Source organism: Aquabacterium sp. (assembly GCF_021768455.1).
Lineage (GTDB): Bacteria > Pseudomonadota > Gammaproteobacteria > Burkholderiales > Burkholderiaceae_C > Aquabacterium.
Genome location: NZ_JAIZVX010000040.1, coordinates 19,598 through 27,840 on the forward strand (window position 1 = coordinate 19,598; position 8,243 = coordinate 27,840).

The window sequence follows — 8,243 nt, forward strand, 5'->3', positions numbered from 1 at the left end:
CCTGACGGTACCCCGGTCTGACCGGGGTCTGCATGACAAGGCGGGAGGCCCTCACGAGGGTGCCCGCCTTTTTTGTTGATGCCATGAGCGCAGTACAGCCCCCTTCCCTGACCCCCTTGTCTCCCGCCAGCCCCGCCCGGTCCTGGCGCAACGACCTGCTGGACCTGCTGGCATCGATGCGCTTTGCGATCTCGCTGCTGACGGTGATCTGCATCGCTTCGGCCATCGGCACGGTGGTCAAGCAGGGGGAGCCGCTGGTCAACTACGTCGACCAGTTCGGGCCCTACTGGGCCGAGGTGTTCGGCGCCCTTGGCCTGTACCGGGTCTACAGCACGGGCTGGTTCCTCCTGATCCTGGCTTTCCTGGTGGTCTCGACCAGCCTGTGCGTGGTGCGCAACACGCCGCGCATCCTGGTCGACTGGCGCACGCACAAGGAGCAGGTGCGCGCCAGCGCGCTCAAGGCCTTCCATCACCATGCCGAAGGCACGCTGGCCGAGCCGCTGGACGCCGCCCAGGCCCGCGTGCAGCAGGTGCTGGGCCAGCAGGGCTGGTCGATCAAGCAGGACGTGCGCACCGGCGAGGGCAAGCACGGCGAGCAGGGTGTGATGTTCGGCGCCCGCCTGGGTGCGGCCAACAAGCTGGGTTATATCGCGGCGCATTCGGCCATCGTGCTGATCTGCCTCGGGGGGCTGTTCGACGGTGACCTGCTCATCAATGTGCAGACCTGGGCGCAGGGCCTGCAGCCTTTCAAAGGCCAGACCGAGCCTCCCAAGGGCCGCCTGAGCGAGGGCAACCCGGCCTACCGGGCCCAGCTTTTCGTGCCCGAAGGCCAGCGCACCGACGCGGCCGTGGTCAACCTCGACAAGGGCATGCTGGTGCAGCCGCTGCCCTTTGAGGTCGAGCTCAAGCAGTTCAAGGTGGAGTACTACGACACGGGCATGCCCAAGCGCTTTGCCTCCGACATCGTCATCCACGATGCGCGCAACAAGGTCAGCAAGCCCTTCACGGTCGAGGTGAACCACCCGGTGGTCTACGACGGCGTGACCATCTTCCAGTCCAGTTTCGAAGACGGCGGTTCGGTGGTGCGCCTGCGGCCTTTGGCCCTGGGCGCCACAGGCCCCGCCACCGAGGTGGTTTCGACCAGCGTGAACGGGGCGGCCGTGCGCCTGCCCGAGGCCTGGTGGAAGGCCCAGGGTGGCCAACCCGTGGGCGGCGACCTGAGCCTGGAGGTCACGGGCCTGCGCGTGATCAACGTGGAAAACATGGCCCAGGCGGGCCGGGGGGCCGAGGCCGCGGCGGCCACCGATGTGCGTGGCGTGAACCTGGCCGATTTGAGCAAGCACCTGGGTTCGGGCGCCAAACCGGCAGGGGACAAGACCCTGGTCAACATCGGCCCTTCGGTGACCTACAAGCTGCGCGACCCGGCAGGCCAGGCCCGCGAGTACCAGAACTTCATGGTGCCGGTGCAGCTCGACGGGCAGTCGGTCTTCCTGCTGGGCGTGCGCGACACGCCGGCCGAGGGCTTCCGCTACCTGCGTGTGCCGGCCGACGAGGAACTCGGCATCCAGGGCTGGTTGCGTCTGCGCCAGGCCCTGGGCGATGCGGCCCTTCGCAAGCAGGCGGCGCTGCGTTTCAGCCGCATGGCGGCGCCGGCCGACCGGGCCGATCTGCAGTCGCAGCTGGCGATTTCGGCGCAGCGCGCCATGGACCTCTTCGCCGGGGCCGTGCCCATCCAGGCCGCCGCCGATGCCGTGGCGGCGGCCTCCTCGGGGGCCGAGGCCGCGCAGGCTGGCGCAGCCCAGCCGGGGGGCCTGCAGGCCCTGTCGGCCTTCATCGAGCAGGTGGTGCCTGCAGCCGACCGCGAGCGCACCTCGGGCACGCTGATCCGCATCCTCAATGGCGGGCTGTTCGAGCTGGCCAACCTCAGCCGCGAGCGCGCCGGCCTGGCGCCGCTCAAGCCAGACAGCGAGGCGGCCCAGCGTTTCATGACCCAGGCGGTGCTGTCGTTGTCTGACGCGGTGTTCTACCCGGCGCCGGTGGTGTTCGCCCTCGATGGCTTCGAGCAGAAGCAGGCCAGCGTGTTCCAGGTCACGCGCACCCCTGGTCGCAACGTGGTCTACCTGGGCTGTGTGCTGCTGATCATCGGCGTGTTCGCCATGCTCTATATCCGCGAACGCCGCCTGTGGGTCTGGCTGCAGGCCGCGCCCGAAGGTGGCACGGGCCTGCGCATGGCCCTGTCGTCGACCCGCCAGACGCTGGACACCGACCGCGAATTCGAGCAACTGCGTCAGACCCTGCTGGGCGAGGCTGCCACGGCCCCGACCGTGGCGTCGCGCTGAACGGCACCGCGCCCCCGACAAGAGAGACCGAGGAAGACAAAGCATGACCACCACGACCTCTGGCCGCACCCCGCTGCCTGCTGCCCCGCAAGGCGCGCGCCGCCCTCTGACCGACTGGCTGTTTGCCGCCCTGGTGGTGGCCGTGGCCGGCTGGGCATTCCGGGCCCATGGCCCGGCGATGGACGTTTACGAGAAGGCCATCCTGGCCGGCGCCGTGCCCAGCCTGATCGCCCTGGGCTGGTTCTGGCGCCCGCTGCGCCTGCTGTTCCTGACCTCGGGTCTGGCGACCTGGGGCGCCATGGCGCTCTACATGCGCGCCACCGATGGCTACGGGGCCGACCTGGCCAAGGCCGATCAGGTGTTCTGGTTGAAGTACTTTCTGTCCAGCCAGAGCGCCATCCTGTGGATGAGCGTGCTCTTTTTCATGAGCACGGTGTTTTACTGGATCGGGGTCGTGAGCAAGGGCCCGACGCCCACGAAGCTGGGCTCACGCATCGCCTGGGCCGGGGTCTTCATGGCCCTGGTGGGCACGCTGGTGCGCTGGTTCGAGAGCCACCAGATCGGCCCCGACATCGGCCACATCCCGGTGAGCAACCTCTACGAGGTCTTCGTGCTGTTCTCGTGGCTGACCACGGCCTATTGGCTGTATTACGAAGACCGCTTTGCGCGCCAGGGCCAGGACCTGGGCTCGCTGGGCGCCTTCGTGATGCTGGTGGTGAGTGCGGCCGTGGGCTTCCTGCTCTGGTACGCCCTGGAGCGCAGCGCCAGCGAAATCCAGCCTCTGGTGCCGGCCCTGCAGAGCTGGTGGATGAAGCTGCACGTGCCGGCCAATTTCATCGGCTATGGCACCTTCGCGATGTCGGCCATGGTGGCCTTTGCCTACCTGGTCAAGCACCATGCCAGCGAATCGCGCTGGTGGAAGTTGGCGCCGCTGTGGCTGGTGGGCGTGGTGCTGTGCTTCGAGCCCATCGTGTTCCGCAGCAAGCCGGGTGCCGAGCAGATGGTGAGCAGCTATTGGGCGGTTTACTTCGGCATCTCGGCGCTGATCGTGGCGGGCATCGTGGGCGCACGCCGCCAGATCGCCAGCAAGCTGCCGGCCTTCGACGTGCTCGATGACGTGATGTACAAGGCCATTGCCGTGGGCTTTGCCTTCTTCACCATCGCCACCATCCTGGGCGCCTTCTGGGCGGCCGAGGCCTGGGGCGGCTACTGGAGCTGGGACCCCAAGGAGACCTGGGCCCTGATCGTGTGGCTGAACTACGCCGCCTGGCTGCACATGCGCCTGATGAAGGGCCTGCGCGGCGTGTTCGCGGCCTGGTGGGCGCTGGCCGGCCTGCTGGTCACGTCCTTTGCCTTCCTGGGCGTGAACATGTTCCTCTCGGGCCTGCACTCCTACGGGCAGCTCTGATCCAGGCTGGGGCGGCCAGCCTGGCCCGCGGTTTGCATACGGTCCCATTGCGATGGTCTGTTCTCCTTGGGTGCCTTGAGTGGCGCCTGCCGCCGCCGGCTTGTCCGGCGGTTTTTTTTGGGCGCGCGGCCGCGCAGGGGGTGCACATCGGGGTCAAGCCGGCGGGCCGGGCGGCCGATAACCCGGCATCCCCTGTACCGAGAGACCCCGCCATGCCTTACGCCTTGCGCGACGCCCTGGGCCAGATCGCCAGCCTGCACCGCGAGCCGGTGGCCGGCGCCCAGTCGCTGAGCCCCGATCACCCCGAGGTGCGGGCCTTCCTGGGGCGCGACCCGGATGCAGCGCGCTTTGCCTCCATGGACGCCGACCTCGTCCGCGTGCTGGAGGACCTGATCGACGCCCTGATCCGCCGCAACGTGCTCAACATCACCGACCTGCCGCCCGAGGCCCAGGCCAAGCTGTTCGATCGCAAGCACTTCCGCGAGGGCATGCAGGCCCATGCCCTGACCCTTTTCGGGGCCCTGACGCCCCATCTCGGTTCGTCCAGCGTGGTGCACACCGACTGGAACGCCCAGGCCGACGCCGACCTGCGCCTGCCGCCGACGGTCTCCTGAGCGGGGACTCAGCCCAGCACGCGGTGCTGCAGCGCCGGCAGCTGGGTGCGCACCGTGGTCTGGCGCTGACGGTCGAGTTCGGCCAGGACCACGCCGGGGCCTTCGGCCTGCATGGCCAGCACCTCGCCCCAGGGGCCGATGACCAGGCTGTGGCCAAAGGTGGCGCGGCCGTTTTCATGCAGACCGCCCTGTGCCGGGGCCAGCACATGGCAGAGGTTTTCGACCGCGCGGGCGCGCAGCAGCAACTCCCAGTGGGCCTTGCCCGTGGTGTCGGTGAAGGCGGCGGGCAGGACGATGAGGTCGAGCGGCTCGCTGCGGCCCAGCTGGCGGAAGAGTTCGGGGAATCGCAGGTCGTAGCAGACGGCCAGGGCGATGCGCCAGGCTTGGCCGCTTCGGTCGTGCAGGGTGAAGGCCACGGGCTCGGTGCCCGGGGTGAGCGTGGCGGCCTCGTCGTAGCGGCGGGTGCCGTCGTCAAAGCAGAAGAGGTGGACCTTGTCGTAGCGGGCCACGCGCTCGCCCTGCGGGTTGTAGACCAGGGTGGTGTTGCTGACGCGCTGGGCCTCGTGGCCGCGCAGGGGCAGGGTGCCGCCGATCACCCAGACGCCGTGGGTGCGAGCGGCCTCGGCCAGCATGGCCTGCATGGGCGCGGTGGCCGCGTCGGGGGCGAGGGCGTCGGCCAGGGGCTCGGCGATGACGAGCTTGTCGGCATCGCGCAGGCCCATGAGGCAGAAGTACTCCGGCAGGGCGACCAGCTCGGCGCCGGCCTCGGCGGCCTGGGCGATCAGGGCGCGGGCGGTGGCGAGGTTCTCGGCCACGCGGGGCGTGGAAACCATCTGCAGGGCGGCGACTTTCATGGGCGGACTCAGGGCGGGTGAGGGCAAGGTGGGGGAAGCCAGGCAAGGATAAGGCCTGAGCCGGGCGCCTGAGCCGCTATGCTTGGGGGCATCATGTCCGAACCCACATTGGGCGCCAGCGCCCCCCTGCCTGATTCGGCTTCCGTGCTGCCCGGTGCGGTGCCCTTGGCCCCCGAGTCCCAGCCTGCACCGGTGGCCGATCTGCTGGAACGGGTGCGTGACGCCGCCCGCCGCGGCGCCGTCTTGCGCCTGCGCGGCGGCAGCAGCAAGGATCACCTGGGCGACACCCGCCAGGGCGAGCCGCTCGACACCCGGGGGTGGCAGGGCATCTCCCGCTACGAGCCCAGCGAGCTGTTCGTGACCGCGCGGGCCGGCACGCCCCTGGTCGAGCTGGAAGCGGCCTTGGCCGCACGCGGTCAGTACCTGCCCTTTGATCCGCCCCGGCTGGCGCTGGAGGCGCCCGAGCAGGCCAGCGCCGCGACGGTGGGCGGCATGGTGGCCGCCGGGCTCTCGGGGCCGGGGCGTGTCAGCCGCGGTGCGGTGCGCGACCACGTGCTGGGCTGCACCCTGCTCAATGGGCGTGCCGAGGTGCTGCAGCTGGGCGGCTCGGTGATGAAGAACGTGGCCGGCTTTGACCTGTCTCGCCTGATGGCGGGCTCCTGGGGCACGCTGGGCTGTTTGCTGGACGTGACCCTGAAGGTGATGCCGCAGCCGGTGGTCTCGGCCACGATGCGCTTTGAGCTGGGCGAGGCCGAGGCCCTGGCCCAGGTCAACCGCTGGGCTGGGCAGGCCTTGCCCCTGGACGCCTCGGCCTGGTGGGATGGCCTGCTGGTGCTGCGCCTGCGGGGCGCGCGCGCCGCCGTGGCCAGCGCCGTGCAGGGCCTGTACCGCGAGCGCAAGGGCGAGCTGCTGGCGCCGCCCGTGGCCGAGCAGTTCTGGCAAGGCCTGCGCGACCAGCGTGACGAGTTTTTCGTCCGCGCCCGCCAGGCCGTGGCCCAGGCCGGAGCTCAGGGCGTGAGCCTGTGGCGCCTCTCGGTGCCGGCCACGACGGCGCCCCTGGCCTTGCCCGGCGAGCAGCTCAGCGAGTGGTTTGGCGCCCAGCGCTGGTTGTGCACCCCTTTGCCCGCGGCCGCGGTGCACGAGGCGGCGGCCCGCGCCGGTGGCCATGCCCAGGTGGTGTGCAGCGCCACGGTGCAGCCCCTGGTGAACGAGGCGCTGGCCTCGCCGGTGATGCGGCGCCTGCACCACCAGGTTCAGCGCGCCTTTGACCCGCAGGGCGTGTTCGACACCGGTCGCCTCTGGCCTCGCGGCACACCGCCGACCGATCCCCAGCCCTGATCACGCGCCCCGATTCTCTGTCCTGACCTCCGCACGCCACCATGCAGACACAGCTCGCCCCCGAACACGCGGCCACCCCTGAAGGCCGACAGGCCGAGGCCGTGCTGCGCCAATGCGTGCACTGCGGCTTCTGCAACGCCACCTGCCCGACCTACCGGCACACGGGCAACGAGCTCGATGGCCCGCGTGGCCGCATCTACCTGATGAAGCAGGTGTTCGAGGGCCAGGCGCCCACGCGTACCACCCAGCAGCACCTGGACCGTTGCATCGGCTGCCGCCATTGCGAAAGCACCTGCCCCTCGGGCGTGCCCTATCACGAGCTTTTGGCCCTGGGCCAACCGGTGGTGGACGCGGCCGTGCCCCGCCCGGGGCGTGAGCGCCTGCTGCGCTGGGGCCTGCGCACGCTGATGCCTTCGCCCTGGTTCGGTGTGGCCTTGCGACTGGGGCAGTGGATGCGGCCGCTGCTGCCTGCGGCCTTGCGTGCCAAGGTGCCGGAGCGCGCGCCGCTGGCGCCCCCCGCCTGGCCGGATCCCCACAAGAGCCTGCACGCCCGCCGCGTGCTGATGCTCAAGGGCTGTGTGCAGCCCAGTTTGCGGCCCCACATCGATGCCTCGACGGCCCGGGTGCTCGATGCCATCGGCATCCGGGCGGTGCAGGCCCCGGAAAGCGGCTGCTGTGGGGCGGTGCAGGGGCACATGGGCGATGTGGCCGGGGCCAAGGTGCGCGCACGCCGCAACATCGACGCCTGGTGGCCCTACATCGACTCGCCCACGCCGGTGGAGGCCATCCTGATCAACGCCTCGGGCTGTGGCGCCTGGGTGAAGGACTGCGACCAGCTGCTGGCCGATGAGCCCGACTATGCCGACAAGGCTCGCCGTGTGGTGGCGCTGGTCCGCGACCCGGGCGAGTTGCTGGCGGGCTGGTTGCCGGCGCTGCAGCGCAAGCTGGGCAAGCGCGCGGCCAGCCTGGGGGCGCTGACCTTCCACCCTCCCTGCAGCCTGAGCCATGCGCAAAAGCTGAGCAGCGCGGCCAGCCCGGGCCCGATCGAGCGTGGCCTGCGCGAGCTCGGCTTCGAGGTGAAGCTGGCCGTGCGCGACAGCCACCAGTGCTGCGGCGCCGGCGGTGCCTACAGCGTGCTGCAGCCCGAGATGAGCCTGGCCTTGCGCGACCAGAAGCTGGCGGCCTTGCAGGAAGCGGGCACGGCCGTGATTGCCAGCGCCAACATCGGCTGCATCACGCACCTGCAGGGCGGCACGGGCACGCCGGTCAAGCACTGGCTGGAACTGCTGGACGAGGCCTTGAGCCGGCACTGAGCCGGCACTGAGTCGGCACTGCGCAGGCGCTGGGCCGGGGCGTGGTTCAGCGGGCGAGGGTGTGGGTCTCGGTTGGCGCGGGCAGCCCCCCGGCGGCGCTCAGGCGCATGCCGCGGGCGGCGTCGGCGGGCAGGGCCTCGAAGGCCAGCTCGATCAGCAGCCGGGTTTTCACGGCCTGGCCCTGGCGCTCGCCGGGGCGGAAGCGGGCCTGGAGGAAGGCGTCGTTGGCGGCGCGCTCGAAGGCGGCTTCCAGGCGCTCGCCCACCGGCTCGGTGCGGCGCACATGGCCGTTCTCGTCGATGTAGACCGCCAGTTGCAGCGTGAGGCGGCCACTGTGGGCCACCACGCCATCGGGGTAGGGCACGACCACGGGGGCC

The 8,243-nt window shown here is 70.5% G+C and carries 7 protein-coding genes; 5 read left to right on the forward strand and 2 right to left on the reverse strand.

Features of this window, described 5'->3' with window-relative positions; genetic code table 11:
* The first annotated feature begins 116 nt into the window (after positions 1-116).
* The 3 genes from QZ994_RS07545 (at position 117) to QZ994_RS07555 (ending at position 4,361) form a co-directional block, all read left to right on the forward strand.
* On the forward strand, positions 117-2,339 hold the full coding sequence (locus tag QZ994_RS07545) for a cytochrome c biogenesis protein ResB (protein ID WP_367172269.1): 2,223 nt from the start codon (positions 117-119) through the stop codon (positions 2,337-2,339).
* A 43-nt stretch (positions 2,340-2,382) separates the two neighbouring features.
* Positions 2,383-3,747: a c-type cytochrome biogenesis protein CcsB gene (ccsB, locus tag QZ994_RS07550; protein WP_290870469.1), complete on the forward strand. Its 1,365-nt coding sequence runs from the start codon at positions 2,383-2,385 to the stop codon at positions 3,745-3,747.
* Positions 3,748-3,959: 212 nt separating this feature from the next.
* A complete protein-coding gene (locus QZ994_RS07555; RefSeq protein ID WP_290870471.1) occupies positions 3,960-4,361 on the forward strand; it encodes a hypothetical protein in 402 nt (133 codons plus the stop codon).
* Positions 4,362-4,369: 8 nt separating this feature from the next.
* Here QZ994_RS07555 and QZ994_RS07560 read toward each other — a convergent pair whose 3' ends face one another.
* Entirely contained in the window at positions 4,370-5,215 is an 846-nt protein-coding gene (locus tag QZ994_RS07560) for a carbon-nitrogen hydrolase family protein (protein WP_290870474.1), read from the reverse strand.
* A 93-nt stretch (positions 5,216-5,308) separates the two neighbouring features.
* On the opposite strand from QZ994_RS07560, the gene glcE reads away from it, so the two are divergent.
* Positions 5,309-6,553, forward strand: a complete 1,245-nt coding sequence (gene glcE, locus QZ994_RS07565; RefSeq protein WP_290870477.1) for a glycolate oxidase subunit GlcE — start codon at positions 5,309-5,311, stop codon at positions 6,551-6,553.
* A 41-nt stretch (positions 6,554-6,594) separates the two neighbouring features.
* Entirely contained in the window at positions 6,595-7,866 is a 1,272-nt protein-coding gene (glcF, locus tag QZ994_RS07570) for a glycolate oxidase subunit GlcF (RefSeq protein WP_290870480.1), read from the forward strand.
* Between the two features lie 46 nt (positions 7,867-7,912).
* Here the strand turns inward: glcF and QZ994_RS07575 are convergent.
* Positions 7,913-8,243, reverse strand: a 331-nt coding sequence (locus QZ994_RS07575; protein ID WP_290870483.1) for an energy transducer TonB, incomplete at its 5' end; no start/stop codon positions are given.

What these genes read in the sequence shown, in the direction of transcription:
- ccsB (WP_290870469.1), top strand. Translation starts at nt 2,383, where the DNA reads ATGACCACCACGACCTCTGGCCGCACCCCGCTGCCTGCTGCCCCGCAA.
- QZ994_RS07555 (WP_290870471.1), top strand. Translation starts at nt 3,960, where the DNA reads ATGCCTTACGCCTTGCGCGACGCCCTGGGCCAGATCGCCAGCCTGCAC.
- QZ994_RS07560 (WP_290870474.1), bottom strand. Translation starts at nt 5,215, where the DNA reads ATGAAAGTCGCCGCCCTGCAGATGGTTTCCACGCCCCGCGTGGCCGAG.
- glcE (WP_290870477.1), top strand. Translation starts at nt 5,309, where the DNA reads ATGTCCGAACCCACATTGGGCGCCAGCGCCCCCCTGCCTGATTCGGCT.
- glcF (WP_290870480.1), top strand. Translation starts at nt 6,595, where the DNA reads ATGCAGACACAGCTCGCCCCCGAACACGCGGCCACCCCTGAAGGCCGA.